Origin of the sequence: Saccharopolyspora sp. CA-218241, from assembly GCF_050954615.1 — a bacterium.
In the GTDB taxonomy this organism is placed as follows: Bacteria; Actinomycetota; Actinomycetes; order Mycobacteriales; family Pseudonocardiaceae; genus Saccharopolyspora; species Saccharopolyspora cebuensis.
This window is the reverse complement of record NZ_CP191860.1, coordinates 1549449-1566228: the sequence shown is the minus strand read 5'-3', so window position 1 is coordinate 1566228 and position 16780 is coordinate 1549449. Positions and strand designations below refer to the sequence as shown.

The window sequence follows — 16780 nt, the reverse complement described above, 5'->3', positions numbered from 1 at the left end:
CCCCTTCCTGCCGTGGCATCAGCCATCGGACACCTCCAGCCCCCGCGAGGGCCGGTAGACCACGTGCACCGGACGGCCCGAGACGACCTCCATCTCGGCCCGGCGGGGACCGGCCGCCGGTTCCGCCGGAGGCGCCTGCGGCGGGCCGGCGAGGCTCGCCCGGGACGGGACCAGAACGGGATCCTCGTCGACTCCGTCCCATTTGGCATCCGCCACCGGGGCGGTATCCACGACCCGGCTGCTGGTGCGCGCCTCCGGGAGCGCCCGCGCGCCCGGGCGGCGTTCGGCACCGCCGGGCGGCAGCGCCGGATCCGGTCCGCCGGGGCCGAGCGCGGGCGGCTGATCGCGGTCGGTGCGCTGCGCGGTGGCGGCCACGGCGGGCAGCTGCGCCTCCGGGCGCCCGCGCCAGCGCTCCCGCGTCCGGCCCGCGTACTCCTCGTCCGGATCGGTGCCGCGCACCGAGTCCCAGAACCCGCCCTCCGGGTCGGGCTGGTCCGGCCGCCGTCCCCGGAACCGGGAGAACACGCTGGTCGGCGCCTTCGGCACCGCGCGGCTGACGCTGCCGACCGACAGCTCCACCATCTGCGCCATCCGGCGCACCGGTTTGCAGACCATGAGGAACACGATGGTCACCAGCGCGGCGAGCATGATCTGGGTCAGCGGGTTGAACCCGCGCGACAGGTCGAAGATCCAGGTCAGGATCAAGGTGTGCAGCCCGGCCATCGCCGAGATCATCACCACGTTGAGCAGCGCCGCCCCGGCGACCCGGCCGACCGCCCGCAGCACCTGGTGGTAGAGCAGCGCGACCAGGCCGATCAGCGGTCCGGCCAGGATCAGCACCCGCAGCAGGACCTGGGCGAGCAGGATCGCGGCCTTGGCCAGCAACTGGAACGAGGCGTAGGAGAACGACTGGACCACGGCCAGGGTGCCCGCACCGACCCGGCTGCCGTCGACGCCCTGGAAGTTGCCGTAGGCGCTGGTGTTCTCCAGCTGCGCGGCGATGTCCTGGAACGCCTGCTCCTTGGGCTCCGTCGAGCCCTCGTGCCTGCCCTCCCGCACCTCCTGCTTCGTCCACGTCTGGGCGCGCAGCAGGTCCCGCCCGTGCTGCCCGGCCTGCGGGGAGTCCGGCTGCCCGAACTCACCGCGCAGCCAGTTGCTGTACACGACCTGGTCGTGCAGCAGGGTGGGCAGTTCGTGGCGCTCGTCGACGCCCACCTCGCGCAGGAAACCGGCCTGCACCGCCGACGTCCCGGTGATGACCACGTCGTCGAGCGCGTGGGTGTAGACCAGCGGCGTCAGGTAGGTCGCGGAGGCCAGCCAGAGCCCGGCCAGCGCCCACATCCCGCGCTTGCCGATGGTGGCCAGGTCGCCCTGCCAGATGTAGCGGAACAGGATCACCGCCAGCAGCAGCGCGACCACGCCGAACCACGGGGTGAACACGCTGTCGTAGAGCGCGACCGTGCCGGTGGCGATCACGTCGTCCAGCGGGTCGAGCAGGGCGCCGTCGAGCAGCGCGTAGTGCAGCCCGTTGGTGGCGCCGACCAGGTTCTTGGCGATGTTGAACAGCTCGTTGCCGAGCCAGGTGTCGACCAGCGCGTCGGGGTTGGTGACGCCCTGCGGCCCGCAGCCGAGGTCGTAGGTGTGCCAGACCAGTCCGGAGTAGCCGACCTCGTCGTAGACGCTGCCGGGACGGCCTTGGCCGATCGGGGCCGGGTCGAGGGCCCCGACCATGCCCGCGCCCGGGGCCTCCGGGTTCGGCGGCTCCTTGCATTCCAGGCCCTGCGCGAAGGCGGTCGGGCCGATCACGAGCTGGGCGCCGATGATCCCGGCGGCCAGCAGCAGCGCACCGCGCACCGGGGCCGTGCGGCGGTGGCGCACCGCGTGGACGCAGCCGAGGACCGCGAGCAGCACCACCACGATCGCCACGCCGCTCACCTCGGTTCGTCCCCGCCCCGCTCGCCCGGCCGCCGGGCCGGACGGTTCCCGTTCTCGTCGGCGTGGCCGATGCCGACCGACTCCAGCTCGAACTCGTCGAAGGAGTCGAAGTCGTCCGCGTAGTCCTCGCCGGGCGGCAGCGCCGCGCTGTCGGAGTTGGCCCCGCGCTCGGCGGGCAACGCGCGGGGTTCGACGTCCTCGTCCACGGCGGGCGTGGTGTCCAGGGCCTCGCGCAGGTGCGCCAGGTGCGGACCCGAGTAGTCGATCCGGATCTTCTCCACCCCGCCGGCGCCGTCGCCGAAGATGAACTGCCGCGGCGAGCGGTCCCGCTCGGTGCTGCTGCGCGCCACCGTGGGCCGCCTGCCCAGCGCCGCGACCACCTGCTCGTACCCGGCGCCGACCGGGACCTTGAGCAGCCGCAGGGCGTCGGCCTGCGCGTCCTCGTCGTCGAGCCGTCCGATGAACACCGAGTCCAGCAGCGAGACGAAGCCCTGGATCCGCAGGAAGTCCGCCGGGATCTGGCTGGACAGCAGGACCCGCACGTTCCACTTCCGGGAGTCGCGGGCGAAGCGGTTCATCAGCACCCGCCCGGTCGGCACCTCGGACAGGAAGAACGCCTCGTCGATCCAGACGCCCTTGCGCTCGTTCTTGGGCCGCTCGTAGATGGAGCGCTGGGTCAGCCAGGCCGCCAGGTTCAGCATCTCCACGCCGAGCGCCTCGGCGTCGGTCCAGTGCTCCCGGCCGACGCCGTCCTTGGGCAGGTTCAGCCCGGCCATCGTCAGCACGGTGAGCCGGTCCTCGCGGCGCTCCGAGTACGGGTCGGCGTCGACCTCGGGGATCAGCAGCGACATGCGCTCCCGGATCTCGTCGAGGAAGTCGGCCACCACCACCGCGTGCTCGTGGTGCTCGCTGGCGTCGCGGCGCAGCGCCTCGAACACCATCCCGGGGTGGGCGTCCGGGCGTCCGCCGACGGCGCGGACCGCGCGCAGCAGCACGATCCTGGTCTGCGGCAGCCGGGCCACCTCGTAGGGCAGCAAGCCGGTCAGCACGTCCAGCACCAGTCGGCGCCGGGTCGCCGCGGCCAGCGCGCGTTCCCGCCGCCAGCTCCGCTCCGGGTCGTCCTCGTCGACGAAGTGCTCCAGCTCCGGTTCGGCCACCACCCGGTACGGGTTGAGGATGCCGGGCTGGGCGTTGAGCAGGTTGATCGGCCGCGCGTAGGGCCGCAGCTCGGGCAGCTCGCACAGCGCGGCGAGCGGTCCCGACGGGTCGAGCAACGTCCAGTGCGCCCCGGCGCGCAACGTCTTGTAGACGGTGCCGCCGCCGAGGAAGCTCTTCCCCCCGCCCAGACCGGCGACGATGGCGGTGAGCCCGGAGGCGTCCCGGACCTCCTGCGCCATCCACGGGTCCCAGGCCACCGGGCGCCGGGTGGCGGTGCAGGTCTCGCCGAGCAGGATGCCGCGCCGGTCGCCCACCTCGGCGGTGGCCTGCGGGACCGCGGACGCCGACCACACCACCGAACCGCGCCGCAGGTAGGCGGCGTTGGCCAGCGGCTCGCCCGGGATGAACTCCCGGGCCATCGCGTACTGCGCCTCGGGGTGCTCGATGGCGATCTTCGGCTTGTAGAGGTCCAGGAGCTGCTGGGCCATCCGCAGCGCGTCGCGCTCGGTGGGACCGGACACCGCCATCCGCCACCAGGACCGCACCCGGGTGGCCAGCGCGGTGAACCCGGAGGTCATCTCGTCGTCGATCTCCAGCACCCGCCCGGCCTGCCGGGCCAGCGAGGTCGGCGGCTCCAGGCCGTGCTCCTCGGTGTAGTGCCGGACCTGCGACCGGACCTTGTTCATCTGGCGCTGGAGCTCGCCGCTGACGTCCTCGGGGCGCCGCACGTAGATCCGCGCCGACCACTCCACCGGCACCGGTAGCCGGTCGGAGTGCTGCATCCACGGGTCGTCGATCTCCGGGATCTGCAGGCCGTGGGTCTGCCCGACGGTGAGCACCGCGACGTGCCGGGTGATCCCGGCGTTGGAGCCGGTGCGCCCGCGCACGGTGACCGTCGGGGCGTAGGGCTCCTGGTGCAGGTCGGAGGCGTCGGTGAACGACGCCAGGTCCTCGGGCTCCCACGGCGCGCCGGGCACCGCGGGCAGGTTGCGCGGGGCGGGCAGGCCGAGCGAGCACGACCGGTGCATCAGCCAGGAGATCTCCTCGGCGGTGACCGGGCGGCCGTCCAGCCCGGCGGAGCCGATGACCTGGTCGAGGTGGTCGATCTCGCTGTCCAGCGCGATGAGCTCGGCGTCCACCGCCTCCGGGAACACCCGGCGCAGCAGCGGCGCCGCGCGCTCCACGGCGCGGTCCACCACGTTGCGGGTCTGGACCTGGACGCCGAGGTAGACCTCCTTCTCGGCCATCGAGCGACCCATGAGCTGCTGCTGCTCGCCGACCATGTAGTCGTCGAAGCTCAGCGTGCCGGGCACGTCGGGCAGCGCGTCGCGCGCGTTGCGCACGTGCGCTTCGGCCCACATCCGGATCGGGTAGGGCCGGTTGGTGACGCGCAGGTGCAGCCAGCGGCCCTGGAGCTCGGCGTACTGCCCGGCGATGGCCGCGATCAGGTCCTGGCGCTGCGAATCGGACCGGAACGACCAGCGCTGCGGGGAGAGCCGGTACCAGGCGAAGACGTCCTGCCCGGTGCGCAGCAGGTGGCCGTCGATCGAGCGCGCCGCGATCGACGGCGTGTAGGTCGGGATCGACGGCTCGTCGACCCCGCGACCCCGCTTGCGCGGTTTGGCACCGCTGGACGTCCTGCCCCGGGGGACGCCCTGGGCCTGCTGCGAGTTCCGCTCACGGCCTCGCCGGCGACCGAACACCGCGAACCTCCTTGCTACGCGCGCGCCTGCTGGGAACCGTGCCGCGGGACGCCGATCTCCGGGACCGGTCGGCCCGCTGCCGTTGGGGGTGTTGCGGGGGCGGTGGTGGTGGCGGCGAGGGGGTGCCGCGCCCGCCCCGCTTGGCCTTGGGGAGGGGGCGCCGTCCGCGCACCTTGACCCGGGCCGCGGAGGCCGCTCCCCCGCTGCCCGCGCTGCGCTCGCGCGGCGCGGTCAGCTCCCGCAACCACATCACCAGCACCGCGCCGAGCGGCCGTTCGTGGCTGATCCGGGAGCAGATGACCCGGGTCAGCACGATCGTGATCACCACCGCCCACCCGGTGGAGAAGAAGCTGAAGCCGATGCCCATCCGCCGCTCGACGGCGAGCACCACGAGGAAGACCACGAGCCCCACGCCCCAAGCGACGTACCTGGCCCGCCAGGGGAAGGTGGCCTTCGGCGGACCGAGCCAGACGGCGTCGACCCGGTAGACCTCGTCGTCGGTGCGAATCCGCACTGCCGCATCACCCGCCGGTGCTGAACAGACTGGCGATGAAGGTGCCGATGTTGACCCCGGCCCCGGTCACGGCCAACCCGACGATGCCCAACGCCACGAGGACACCGCCGACGCGGCGCATCACCCCGGCGTTGTCGCCCTTCCCGCCACCGAGCCACAGCAGCAGGATCGCCACCGTGAGCAGCAGCAGCGGCAGCAGGTTGTCCAGGATCCACCCCTGGATGCCGGTGGTCCCCAGACCCGTCGTCTGCAACGCGAGCACGTCCAGGTGCGGCAGTGTGTGCTGTGGCAAGGCGGTCATCTCATGACTCCTGAATGCGCGGAGCGTCGTCGGGTCTGCTCAGCTCGTCGGGCACGACCCGGCATGCCGGTACGAGTAGAACATGACATGGTCACCAGAAGTAGTGGTTGCAGCGTCAGGTGTGGCGAAGATCCGGTGGCCGGACTCACCCGGCCACGCGGCGAATAGGCCGTTCGGGCAGCCCCTTTCGCCGCAACCTCCCGGGTGGGAGCCGTCGCCGGCGGGTTCCCGGACCGCGGATCCGCGGTCGTTCACCCGCTTGCGGGCCCATTCGTGACGCACCGTGCACGAACCCGGGCGTCGGTGGATTTCCGCGCACCGCACCGCGATGCACCCGACCGGATCACGCGATGGCGCCTCGCGATCCGGTTCCCGGGAGGTGATCTTGGTGCGTGCGTCCAGCGTAGCGGCTCCCGGACGCAGGGTGCGGGGCAGGTGCCCCGGCGCGCACCGCACTTCAGACCACAGTGGACGGTCGCGGCAGCCGTGCGGCGGCGGGATGTTGGGCCGGACGGAGCAGCGGCACGTCCGGACGGAGCAGCGCGGCCGGGACCGGCGCCCGTCCCGGCCGCGCCGCGCGGTCACTGGCTGAGCCAGTACCCGTAGGAGGTGTAGTCCGGGTAGGGCCCGACGAAGTCCTGCAGCGGTCCCAGCTCGACCCGCAGCTCGGTCCCGGTCACCAGGTGCGCCGGGAGGGTGAACGAAGTTTCGGTCCAGCCCAGCGGATCCGGCGCGAACGACCAGGTGCCGGCGAGCTCGCCGTTCACCCGCACCCGCACCTCGCGGGACCCGGTGGGCACCCCGGCCAGGGGCTCGGTGGCGTCCACCCGCGCGGTCAGGGTCGCCGGCCGCCCGGGGGTGAGCCCGCGCGCGGTGAACTCCTCCCCGCCGATCACGTGCCGCCCGCTGTCGACGACGCGGCGGCCGTCGGGCAGCTGCACCGTCCGGCCGCCGGTCATCGGCTGGAAACCGCGGTGCGCCGGGACGACCCGGTAGTCGTGCCGCTCCTCGTCGGCGAGGTCGGCGACGTCGAGGTGGTCGCGCACCCGGCCGGGCGGCGGCGCCACCGGCCGGTCGCCGCTGCCCACCAGGCTCCAATCGGCCTCGTAGACGGTCACCCGGTCGCAACCCCGCGCGGCCTGGCACGCGGAGTGCCCGCCGATGGTGATGTGGGAGAACCGCGGCGACTTGAGCTCGAAGCCGATCACCTCGCGGCCGAGCAGGCCGGTGTCGACCAGACCGTGCACGTTCCACGAGTCGAAGATGCTGAAGTAGTCCGGGCGGAGGTGCTCCGGCAGCTCCCGCAGCGCTTCGTAGAGGCTGCCCGCGCCGTGCAGGTTCGGCGCCGCCAGCCCGTTGGTGGTCAGCCCGATGAGGTCCACCACGTGGCGGTCGCCGAAGTAGGCGGCGGCGCCGACGTCGTTGACCGCCACGACGGCGTCCGGCGGGAGGTTCTCGTCGATCCAGTGGCTGATCGTCACCTGCTGGTCCCGGATGCCGGCGGCCTGCTGGCCCTGGCGGATCGCCCAGGCCGGGAGCTGGGAGAACGAGAACAGCAGCGCGATCGCCGCCAACCCGGCCAGCACCGCGCGCCGCCCGCGCCCGGCGAACAGCACGGCCACCGAGTCCATCCCGAGCGCGGCCATCAGCAGCAGGACCGGCAGCAGCGGTTGCAGGTAGCGCATGTGGTGCACCTGCGGGTGCACCAGGGTCGCCACCGCCACCAGCACCAGGGCCACCCCCGCACCCGAGGCCAGCGCCAGGCCGCGCCACTGCGGGAACCGGCGGTGCAACCCCACCACTCCGGCCACGGCGAGCAGCAGCGCCGCCGGGAAGACGTAGTCCTGCGTGCTCAACCCGCTGAACGCGGTGAGGAACACGCGCAGGTTGGTCAACGCCTGGTCGAGCACCTCCAGCGGGTAGACCACCGGGGCGTGCAGCAGCGACTTGGCCAGCACCCCGTTCTGCTCCGCCGAGCCGGTCACGAGCAGGTAGAAGAGGTACTGCGCGGCGGCGGCGTAGCACGGCAGCCCGACCCACAGCAGGCGGGCGAGCGCGCGCGGCCACCGCGAGCGGGTGCCGCGCGCGTGGTGGACGACGTGCCAGACCATCGCCAGGCACAGCGCCGTGGCGAAGATCATCGCCTCGGTCCGGGTGAGCGCGGCCAGCACCGCGATCACCGGGGTCAGCCGGAACCGCCCGGTGGGCCGCTCGACGACGAACGCCAGCAGCAGGGCCACCAGCAGCAGCGCCACGAAGGCGACCTCCATGCCGCTGGTGGCGCCCCACATCAGCGCGCCGTTGCCCGCCACCAGGAGCCCGGCGAGGACCCCGACGCGGCGTCCGGCGAGCCGGGTGCCGAGGAGGGTGCAGCCGACCGCGGTCAGCGCCGCGCACAGCGCGCCGAAGCCCATCGCGAACGGCAGGAACAGCTCGTCGCGCATCCCGAGCGCGTAGGCCGCGGCCAGCACCAGCACGTAGAGCAGGCTGCTGGCGCCGGTGCTGATCGGGTCGCCGGTGTTGTACTGGAGGAAGTGCCCGGAGCCGATCTGCTTCGCGTACTGCAGGTGGATGTAGGCGTCGTCCACGGGCGGGATGACGTTGCCGTGGTTGTACGCCACGTTCACCACCAGGAACCCGGCGCTGATCAGCAGCGACAGGATCCCGATGGCCCAGGCCGGACCGTCGGTGGGGAACCGGCGCCGCGGGCTGCCGGACGTCGGCGCGGCGAACCGGTGCGCGCGCTGGGGTGCGAATCTGGTCAAAGCGGTGCCAATCGGATGTCCGCCGCACGTGCCGGCAACCGTTCAGTTCCACACGTACGGGTGATGTCGGAGCAAATCCCCCATCAAGTGCGGTTGAGCACGCTAGTCCACGATGGAGTGAACCTCGCAGTCGGGATCTTGGTCCGCCGGACCGGCGGGGAGCGCACGTCAGCGGCGCTCGGCCAGCGCGGGGATCGCGCGGATCTCGTCCTCGTCGAGGTGGTGCCACAGGGTTCCGGGGCCGCGCCGGGGGTGCCGGGGTCCGCAGCACCTCCCCGGGCGTGACGATCACGTCGACCCGGACGTCGTGCTCGGTCTCCGGCAGCTCCTCGTCGAGCACCTGCAGCGGGTGGACCGTGGTGGCGATGGTGGTCCGCTCGTCGACCAGCCGGACCGCCACCTCGGCGCCGGTGGAGCTCGGGATGCGGCCGCGCCGAGCCGGCACCCGTTTCCAGGCACCTTCAGGGGCCTTCAGAAAGCGGCGGAACCGCTTCGCGGTGCGGCCGTCAACCGGCACCGCCGCGGGTTCGAAGCGGTCTTCATCCGGCATGGTCGGATGAAGGTGCCCTCACACGGCACCCTTCCGGGTGAAGCGGGGGCGGAGCGGACGAGCCGGCCTGTAAGCCGGATTCTGTTCCCGGGGGCCTCGCGGCCTCCCGTTCGGCGACCATCCATCTCGGCCTGCCGTCACCGGCAGGCTCCAGCGGTCTACCCGCGGACCTCGGGCGGGCAGCCCTCGAACGTCCGCGCAGGCGACTTTCGGCGCCCTCTTGACCTTGCTCCGGGTGGGGTTTACCGAGCCACCCCGGTCACCCGGGGTGCTGGTGGTCTCTTACACCACCGTTTCACCCTTGCTCCGGCCGCAGCCGGGGCGGTCTGCTTTCTGTGGCACTTTCCCGCGGGTCTCCCCGGGTTGCCGTTAGCAACCACCCTGCCCTGTGGAGTCCGGACTTTCCTCGACGGAGCAGCACTCCGACGCGATCGCCCGGCCGACTCGTCCGCTCCCGCCGATTCTAGCTCGCGGCGGTCAGCCCGACCGCAGGTGGGAGATGTCGTTCACCAACCGGACCGAGGCGTTGCCGTCGCCGTAGAACTCCACGATGGACAGCGACGACAGGTCCAGGTGCATCCGGTAGAACACCGACGGCCCGGCGGCCAGCCCCAACCGCAGCAGCGCCTTGATCGGCGTGACGTGGCTCACCAGGACCACGGTGCGCCCGGCGTGCTCGGCGAGGACGTCGTCGCGCACCCCGACGACCCGCCGGTACACCGCCTCCAGGCTCTCGCCGGCGGGCGGCAGCACCTCGGCATCGCCCAACCAGCGCCGGTGCAGTTCCGGATCCCGGTCGGCGGCCTCCTGGAAGGTCAGCCCCTCCCACTCGCCGAAGTCGGTCTCGACCAGCCCTTCGTGCGGCACCGCCTCGCCGCCGAGCACGTCGACGACGGCCTGCGCGCTCTGCCTGGCCCGCCGCAGCGGCGAGGTGAGCACCACCGCGCGCCCGTCGTCGCCGGTGATCCCGTCCAGCGCCGCGACCCGGCGTCCCGCCGCGCGGGCCTGGCGCATCCCCAGCTCGGTCAGCGGCACGTCCCCGCGCCCGGAGTAGCGGCGGTCCACCGACATCGCGGTCTGGCCGTGCCGGAGCAGCACCAACCGGGTCGGCGCACCGGACACCGCGAGCCACTCCTGCGGACGGCTGCGCGTGCCCCGCGCGGGCTCCGCCTCGACCGGGTGCTCGTCGGCGCCGTCCATCGCCTCGTTGGCCAGCCGGTCGGCGTGCGCGTTGCGGGCGCGCGGCACCCACTCGTAGGTGACCCCGTCGAAGCCGGCGGCCAGTTCGCGGGCGCGGGCGGCCAGCGGCTGGAGGTTCTCGTGCTTGACCCGCCAGCGACCGCTCATCTGCTCGATCACCAGCTTGGAGTCCATCCGCACCTCGACCGAGGTGGCGCCGAGCTCCGCCGCCGCCGCGAGCCCGTGGAGCAGGCCCTGGTACTCGGCGACGTTGTTGGTGGTGGTGCCCAGCGGCACGGCGCGCTCGGCGAGCAGGTCCCCGCTGGCCGCGTCGAACACGGCCGCACCACAGCCCGCCGGCCCCGGGTTGCCGCGCGAACCGCCGTCGGCCTCGACGACGACGCGCAGGCTCACTTCCCGGACTCCCGGACCAGGATCGCCCCGCACTCCTCGCAGCGGACCACGTCGTCGGGAGCGGCCTCGCGGAGGTCGTTGAGCGCCGAGCGGTCCAGTTCGAGCCGGCAGGCACCGCACCGGGCGCCCTGGAGCAGCCCGGCGCCGATGCCCTTCTGCTCCCGGATGCGCTCGTACAGGGCGGCCAGCCCCTCCGGCACGTTGTCCAGGATGAGCCGCCGGGACGCGGTGCCGCGGGCCTCGGCGGTGTCGAGGTCGGCCACCGCCGCGTCCCGCCGCTCCTGGACCTCGGCGACCCGCTCCTCGGCCGCGGTGGCGGCCTCGGCGGCCTTGTTGACGTTCATCTCCAGCGCCTCGCGCTGCTCCATGACGTCCAGCAGCTCGTCCTCCAGGACGCCCTGCCTGCGGGTCAGCGCTTCGAGCTCCCGCTCCAGGTCCTCCAGCTGCTTCGGCGACGCGCCGCCCGACATCAGGTCGCGGTCCCGCTGCTCCCGCTTGCGGAGCTGGTCGACCTCGCCCTCCAGCCGCTTGACCTCCCGGTCGAGGTCGTTGTAGGAGGTCTGCACGACCACGAGGTCGTCGCGCTTGGCGGTGAGGTCCCGCTCCGCCTCGCCGACCTCGGTCAGCTCCGGCAGCGTGCGTCGGCGGTGGGTGACGCGGTTGAGATCGGCGTCCACCTCCGCGAGGTCGAGCAGCCGTCGCTGCACGGCGGGGTCGGCTTTCACGCGAGCGCCCTCCCTGGGTCGGGTGCCGCACCGACGTGCACGGTCCACGGGTCGGTGCGGCGGGTGGAAACGAGAACCTCGACAGTATCCGGCAGCGCCGCGGCGACGATGTCGGCCGCCTGCTGGCACCACGGCCACTCGCTCGCCCAGTGCGCGACGTCGACGAGCGCGGGCACCTGCGCGCCGGGCACGTCGGCGCGCGCGGTGTGCTCGCCCGCGGGGTGGTGCCGCAGGTCGGCGGTCACGTAGGCGTCGACCCCGGCTGCGGTCGCGGCGTCCAGGAACGAATCGCCCGCTCCCCCGCAGACCGCGACGGTGCGGATCGGCCGGTCCGGGTCGCCCGCGCCGCGCACCCCCCAGGCGGTGGTGGGCAGGCCCTCGGCGACGCGGCGGACGAAGTCGGCGAACGGTTCGGCCTCGGGCAGCTCGCCGATCCGGCCGAGCCCGGTGCCCGCGCCCTCGGCGTGCGGGACCAGGGTTCGGGTGACCTCGACGCCGATCGCCTCGGCCAGCGCGTCCGAGACGCCCACGATGGCGCTGTCGGCGTTGGTGTGCGCGCAGTACAGCGCGATGCCGGAGCGGACCAGGCGGTGCACCACGCGGCCCTTGGGATCGTCGGCGGGCACCCCGTGGACGCCGCGCAGCAGCAGCGGGTGGTGGGCGATCACCACCTGCGCGCCGAAGTCCACCGCTTCGTCCACCGTGGCCTCGACCGGGTCCACGCAGAACAGCACCCGCTGCACCGCCGCGTCGGGATCCCCGCACACCAGACCCACCGCGTCCCAGCTTTCCGCCAGCTCCGGCGGGTAGGCCGCCTCCATCGCTTCGATCACGTCCCGCACCCGGACCGCCATCGTCGTCACCCCCGTCCCACGACGTCCCGCATGGCCTGCACCAGCACCGCGTTGCGCGCCGGTTCCCGGACCGCGACCCGCAGGTGATCGGGTCCGAGCCCGGGGAACGTATCACCGCGCCGCACCGCCACTCCCCGGTCGCGCAACGCCACCCGGACCTTCTCCCCGCCGTCGACGCGCAGCAGCAGGAACGGCGCCGCGGCGGGTCCGACGACCTCGACCCCCGGCACCGCGGCCAGCTCCTCGACCAGCGCGGCCCGGTGCCCGGCGGACTCGTGCGCGGCCCGCCGCGCCTCGGCCACCGCCTCGGGTCCGCTGCACGCGCGCACCGCCTCCAGCGCCAGCGTGCCCAGCGGCCAGTGCGGGCGGCCCCGCCCCAGCGCCCGCAGCAGCTCGGGATCGCCGAGGGCGTACCCGGCGCGCAGGCCCGGCAGTGCCCAGGTCTTGGTCAGGCTGCGCAGCACCAGCAGCCCGGCCTCGGCGCGGCCGGCCAGCGATTCGGGTTCGGCCGGCACCGCGTCGGCGAACGCCTCGTCCACGACCACCACCCGGCCGGGCCGCAGCAGCGCGCCGACCACCTCGGCCGGGTGCAGCACCGACGTCGGGTTGGTCGGGTTGCCGAGCACCACCAGGTCGGCCGCCTCGGGCACCGCCTCCGGACGCAGCCGGTAGCCGTCGTCGGGGTCCAGCAGCACCCGCTCGACCGGCACCCCGGCGGTGCGCAGCGCGAGCTCGGGTTCGGTGAACGACGGGTGCACCACGGCGGCCAGCCGGGGCTCCAGCGCCGCCAGCAGCGGGAACGCCTCGGCCGCCCCGGACAGCAGCAGCACCTCGCCCGCGCTGCGCCCGTGCCGCGCGGCGACGGCCTCCCGCGCCGCGCGGTCGTCCTCGGCGGAGGGGTAGGAGCCCAGCCGGTCCAGCGCCGCGGCCAGCCGGTCCCGCAACCAGCGCGGCGGCCGGTCCAGCCGCACGTTCACCGCGAAGTCCAGCAGCCCCGGTTCGGCGTCGACGTCGCCGTGGTGCCGCAACACCACCTCATCCCCGCAGCTCATCCCGAGCAGTCTAACGAGCGCCCGCGCCCCGCCCACCGACGCGGCGCCGCCCACCGGCCGTCCCACCAGGTGGGTGAGGGGCACCCGAACGGCGGTGCCCTCCACCGGACCGGCGGGGCCGTCCCGCAGCGGGGCCGACCCCTACACTCCCGGCGTGCACGTTTCGTTCATCTGCTCCGGCAACATCTGCCGGTCGCCGCTGGCCGCCCTCGTCCTCCGCGACCACCTGCGGCGCGCCGGGCTGGACGGCCGGGTCCGGGTGAGCAGCGCCGGGGTCGGGTCGTGGCACGTCGGGGAACCCGCCGACCCGCGCACGGCGTCGGTGCTGGCCGAGCACGGGTACGCCACCGAGCACGTCGCGGCGCAGCTCGACGCGGACCACCTGGACGCCGATCTGCTGGTCGCGATGGACTCCGGGCACCTGCGGGAGGTCCGGCGGCTCGCCGACGACCCGTCGAAGGTGCGGCTGCTGCGCTCGTTCGACCCGGGCTCCGCCCCGGACGCCGAGGTGCCCGATCCGTACTACGGTGGCCCGCGCGGTTTCGACGACGTCCTGGAGATGGTCGAGGCCGCGATGCCGGGACTGCTGGACTGGATCCGCGAGCGCCTGTGAGGAGCCGATGAGCCCGCTCGACGACGCCCGCCGCGCGGTGGCCGGGATCACCGGCCGCGAGGTCGCCGACCTGCGCCCGCTCGGCGGTGGGGACACCTCCGCCGCGGTGCGCGCCGTGCTGGACGACGGTGCGGTGGTGTTCGCCAAGGCCGCCCCGGCGGACCTGCCGGGCGCCGCCGAGGCGGAGGCCGCGTCGCTGTCCTGGCTGGCCGAGCCGGGAACCGTCGCGGTGCCGGAGGTGCGGGGCCAGGACGGCCGATGGCTGGTGACCGAGCACGTCGGCTCGGGATCGCCGTCGGTGGCGGCGGCCGAGCGGCTCGGCCGGGGGCTGGCGGAACTGCACGCGGCGGGTGCCGAGGCGTTCGGGACACCGCCGCCGGGCGGACCCGTCGACGCCTGGATCGGGCTGGCCCCGATGCGCAACCGCACCGCCGAGGACTGGCCGGCGTTCTACGCCGAGCACCGGATCGAGCCGTACCTGCGCCGGGCGGTGGACACCGGGGCGCTGCCCGCGCGCGACGCCCGCCCGATCGAGCGGGTCCGCGACGAGCTGCCCGCGCTGGCCGGACCGGCCGAACCGCCCGCCCGGCTGCACGGCGACCTGTGGACCGGCAACGTGCTGTGGGCCGACGACGCGGCGTGGCTGATCGACCCGGCCGCGCACGGCGGGCACCGCGAGACCGACCTGGCGATGCTCCAGCTCTTCGGCTGCCCGCACCTGGAGCGGGTGCTGGCGGCCTACCAGGAGGTGCGTCCGCTCGCGCCCGGCTGGCGGGACCGGGTGGGGCTGCACCAGCTCTTCCCGCTGCTGGTGCACACCGTGCTGTTCGGCGGTGGGTACGCGGCGCAGGCCGTGGCCGCGGCGCGCTCGGCGCTCTGAGGTGCCCGAGCGGGGGTGCGGGGCGGTGCCGGTGATGTCCGGCTTACCGTAGGGGCGTGCGCTTCAAGTTCCTGCTGCGGCCCGGGTGGATCGGCCTGATCTTGCTGGTCGTGGTGTTCGCCACGCTCTGCTTCACGCTGCTGGCCCCGTGGCAGTTCGACCGCAACGAGCAGGCGCAGGACCGCAACGCCGCGATCAGCGAGTCGTTCGAGGCGGATCCCCGCCCGCTGCGCGAGGTGCTGCCCGGCGGCCGGGCACCCGACGAGGGCACCGAGTGGTCCCAGGTGACCTTGCGCGGCCACTACCTGCCCGAGGCCGAGATGCTGGCCTGGCAGCGCACCGTGCTCGGCGAACCGGCCTTCGAGGTGCTGACCCCGCTGCGCACCACCACCGGCGAGACGGTGCTGGTCAACCGCGGTTTCATCCGCCCGGTCGAGGGCACCCGGGCACCGGAGTTCGCCCCGCCGCCGAGCGGCGAGGTGTCGGTGGTCGCGCGGGCGCGGGCCGACGAGCACGACAGCGAGCAGCGCCCGCCGTTCAGCCACGACGGCCACCGCTGGGTGTACGCGGTGGACTCCGGGACCGTCGCCGCGGCCACCGGGCTGGACCTGCACCCGGGCTACTTCATGCTGGGCAACGGCGAGCCGGGGGTGCTGGAACCGCTGCCGCTGCCCCGGCTGGAGTCCGGGCCGTACTTCTCCTACGCGTTGCAGTGGATCACCTTCGGCGTGATGGCCATCGGCGCCATCGGCTACCTGATCTACTCCGAGGTGCGCCCCTCCGGCGACCCCGCGAAGCCGACCGCGGGCCGCACCAGCCGCCGCCGCTCGGTGGCCGAGGCGATCGCCGAGGAGGAACGCCGCGAGGCCGAGGAGCAGGACGCCACCCGCTGAGCCGACGCCCGGACGTTGAGCGAGCGAGGGGCACCCTCGCCCAAGTAAGGACCGCTTTCGCCAATGGCCTGCGTGGCGGTGCGGGTAGCGGAACCTCAGCGGTCCCCTCGCTGCGCCGATCGCCTCCTGATGTACCCACTTCGTACGGGTGACGTCCGGGTTCAGCGGCGGAGGGTCCGGAGGAGCGCGGTGCCCGCTGCCGCGGCGGCGCTGGCGATGCCGATCACCCGGGACAGCTCGACGCCGCGGGTGACGTCCCCGGCGTCGGCGGTGCGGCCCTCGCCGAGCACCGGGCGCTGCTCGACGACGTAGCCGTAGATCGTCCGGCCGCCGAGCCTGATCTGCAGGGCGCCGGCGAAGGCGGCCTCGATCTGGCCCGCGTTGGGGCTGGGGTGCGCGGCGGCGTCCTGCCGCCAGGTCCGCCACGCGCCGCGCGCCGAGCCGCCGACGACCGGCGCGCACACCGCGGTGAGCATCGCGGCCAGCCGGGACGGGGCGAGGTTGAGCAGGTCGTCCAGGCGCGCGGCGGCCCAGCCGAAGTGGCGGTGCCGGGGTGAGCGGTGCCCGACCATCGCGTCGAGGGTGTTGGCCGCGCGGTAGCCGAGGAGGCCGGGAACGCCCGCGACGGCGCCCCAGAACAGCGGGGCGACCACGGCGTCGGACGTGTTCTCGGCGATGGATTCGACGGTGGCGCGGGCCAGGCCCTGCCCGTCGAGGACGGCGGCGTCGCGCCCGCAGAGGTTGCGCAGCCGGTCGCGGGCGGCGTCCAGCTCGCCGTCGTCGAGCAGCCGGGCCATCGCGGCGCCCTCGTCGGCCAGCGAGGACCCGCCGAGCACCGCCCAGGTCACCAGCGCGGTGCTCGCGGCCTCCAGCACGGGGCTGTCGCGGGTGAGCCGCTGGACGACGACGCCGAGCCCGGCGGCCCCGCCCACCAGCAGCCCGGTGTGCGCGACCCCGGCGGCGCGCCGGTCGCGGTGCAGCACCTGCTCGGTCGCCGCGGCCACCGAGCCGAACCCGGCCACCGGGTGCCAGCGCCGCGGATCCCCGATCGCCGCGTCCGCGGCCACGCCCAACAGCAGTCCGACCGCCCGTGCCACGCTCACCGGTGCTGTGCCCCCTCCGTCGCGAGGCACCGCCGCGCCCGGCGGTACCGGGTCGGAACGCTACCGACCCGGCGGTCCCGGTGGGGCCACCACCCGCCAGGTGACCGGGTGTGTCCGGCGCAGGGGTTATCGTGGCGCACC

Annotated in this window: 13 protein-coding genes and 1 other RNA gene; 3 read left to right on the top strand and 11 right to left on the bottom strand. The window is 74.2% G+C overall.

The genetic code is table 11. The features are described 5' to 3' along the window. Nucleotides 1–18 precede the first annotated feature (18 nt). The 10 genes from ACQP0T_RS07690 to cobC all read right to left on the bottom strand — a co-directional run bounded on the left by ACQP0T_RS07690 (nucleotide 19) and on the right by cobC (nucleotide 13150). Nucleotides 19–1926: a hypothetical protein gene (locus ACQP0T_RS07690; RefSeq protein WP_433871943.1), complete on the bottom strand. Its 1908-nt coding sequence runs from the start codon at nucleotides 1924–1926 to the stop codon at nucleotides 19–21. Between the two features lie 5 nt (nucleotides 1927–1931). Next, complete coding sequence (locus tag ACQP0T_RS07685) at nucleotides 1932–4796, bottom strand: ATP-binding protein (RefSeq protein ID WP_433871942.1); 2865 nt, start codon at nucleotides 4794–4796, stop codon at nucleotides 1932–1934. Then, the gene (locus tag ACQP0T_RS07680; protein ID WP_433871941.1) at nucleotides 4771–5310 is read right to left on the bottom strand and encodes a hypothetical protein; all 540 of its coding nucleotides are present in this window, start codon (nucleotides 5308–5310) and stop codon (nucleotides 4771–4773) included. Before ACQP0T_RS07680 ends, ACQP0T_RS07685 begins: the two co-directional genes overlap by 26 nt. A gap of 7 nt (nucleotides 5311–5317) precedes the next feature. Then, nucleotides 5318–5611, bottom strand: a complete 294-nt coding sequence (locus ACQP0T_RS07675; protein WP_345364990.1) for a hypothetical protein — start codon at nucleotides 5609–5611, stop codon at nucleotides 5318–5320. A gap of 581 nt (nucleotides 5612–6192) precedes the next feature. Continuing rightward, nucleotides 6193–8376, bottom strand: a complete 2184-nt coding sequence (locus ACQP0T_RS07670) for a hypothetical protein (protein WP_433871940.1) — start codon at nucleotides 8374–8376, stop codon at nucleotides 6193–6195. A gap of 604 nt (nucleotides 8377–8980) precedes the next feature. Then, nucleotides 8981–9373, bottom strand: an RNA gene (gene rnpB / locus ACQP0T_RS07665) — RNase P RNA component class A. A 30-nt stretch (nucleotides 9374–9403) separates the two neighbouring features. Beyond that, entirely contained in the window at nucleotides 9404–10519 is a 1116-nt protein-coding gene (locus tag ACQP0T_RS07660; protein WP_433871939.1) for a bifunctional RNase H/acid phosphatase, read from the bottom strand. After that, complete coding sequence (locus tag ACQP0T_RS07655; RefSeq protein ID WP_433871938.1) at nucleotides 10516–11244, bottom strand: zinc ribbon domain-containing protein; 729 nt, start codon at nucleotides 11242–11244, stop codon at nucleotides 10516–10518. The genes ACQP0T_RS07660 and ACQP0T_RS07655 overlap by 4 nt, the downstream gene beginning before the upstream one ends. Continuing rightward, nucleotides 11241–12098: a Nif3-like dinuclear metal center hexameric protein gene (locus ACQP0T_RS07650; RefSeq protein ID WP_433871937.1), complete on the bottom strand. Its 858-nt coding sequence runs from the start codon at nucleotides 12096–12098 to the stop codon at nucleotides 11241–11243. The genes ACQP0T_RS07655 and ACQP0T_RS07650 overlap by 4 nt, the downstream gene beginning before the upstream one ends. Nucleotides 12099–12103: 5 nt before the next feature. Beyond that, nucleotides 12104–13150: an Rv2231c family pyridoxal phosphate-dependent protein CobC gene (gene cobC / locus ACQP0T_RS07645; RefSeq protein ID WP_433873617.1), complete on the bottom strand. Its 1047-nt coding sequence runs from the start codon at nucleotides 13148–13150 to the stop codon at nucleotides 12104–12106. Between the two features lie 154 nt (nucleotides 13151–13304). Between cobC and ACQP0T_RS07640 the strand changes: the two genes are divergently transcribed. Genes ACQP0T_RS07640 through ACQP0T_RS07630 form a run of 3 tightly spaced genes read left to right on the top strand, consistent with a single transcriptional unit; the run spans nucleotide 13305 to nucleotide 15536 of the window. Beyond that, entirely contained in the window at nucleotides 13305–13763 is a 459-nt protein-coding gene (locus ACQP0T_RS07640) for a low molecular weight protein-tyrosine-phosphatase (protein WP_433871936.1), read from the top strand. A gap of 7 nt (nucleotides 13764–13770) precedes the next feature. Continuing rightward, nucleotides 13771–14643 (top strand): fructosamine kinase family protein, encoded by an 873-nt coding sequence (locus ACQP0T_RS07635; protein ID WP_433871935.1) that lies wholly within the window; start codon nucleotides 13771–13773, stop codon nucleotides 14641–14643. Between the two features lie 56 nt (nucleotides 14644–14699). Then, nucleotides 14700–15536: an SURF1 family cytochrome oxidase biogenesis protein gene (locus ACQP0T_RS07630; RefSeq protein WP_433871934.1), complete on the top strand. Its 837-nt coding sequence runs from the start codon at nucleotides 14700–14702 to the stop codon at nucleotides 15534–15536. Between the two features lie 161 nt (nucleotides 15537–15697). Here the strand turns inward: ACQP0T_RS07630 and ACQP0T_RS07625 are convergent, their stop codons facing one another. Next, nucleotides 15698–16639, bottom strand: coding sequence for a cobalamin biosynthesis protein (locus ACQP0T_RS07625; RefSeq protein WP_433871933.1), 942 nt, complete (start codon nucleotides 16637–16639; stop codon nucleotides 15698–15700). Nucleotides 16640–16780: the final 141 nt, after the last annotated feature.